This is a genomic window from Pseudomonas sp. DCB_AW, from assembly GCF_026240895.1.
Classification (GTDB): domain Bacteria; phylum Pseudomonadota; class Gammaproteobacteria; order Pseudomonadales; family Pseudomonadaceae; genus Aquipseudomonas; species Aquipseudomonas kermanshahensis.
The window spans coordinates 1-443 of sequence record NZ_JAPFCE010000186.1 but is presented as its reverse complement, the minus strand read 5'-3'; the positions used below and the strand labels follow the sequence as shown (position 1 = coordinate 443).

Sequence of the window (443 nt, the reverse complement as noted above, 5' to 3'; positions counted from 1 at the left end):
GCCTACGGGGCGCAGCAGTGGGGAATATTGGACAATGGGCGCAAGCCTGATCCAGCCATGCCGCGTGAGTGATGAAGGTCTTAGGATTGTAAAGCTCTTTCACCGATGAAGATAATGACGGTAGTCGGAGAAGAAGCCCCGGCTAACTTCGTGCCAGCAGCCGCGGTAATACGAAGGGGGCTAGCGTTGTTCGGAATTACTGGGCGTAAAGCGCACGTAGGCGGATATTTAAGTCAGGGGTGAAATCCCGCAGCTCAACTGCGGAACTGCCTTTGATACTGGGTATCTTGAGTATGGAAGAGGTGAGTGGAATTCCGAGTGTAGAGGTGAAATTCGTAGATATTCGGAGGAACACCAGTGGCGAAGGCGGCTCACTGGTCCATTACTGACGCTGAGGTGCGAAAGCGTGGGGAGCAAACAGGATTAGATACCCGGGTAGTCCA

At 53.5% G+C, this 443-nt stretch carries 1 rRNA gene; it reads left to right on the top strand.

Annotation, left to right across the window (positions count from 1 at the left end):
* A 16S ribosomal RNA gene (locus tag OO306_RS28190) occupies positions 1-443 on the top strand; the annotation flags it as partial.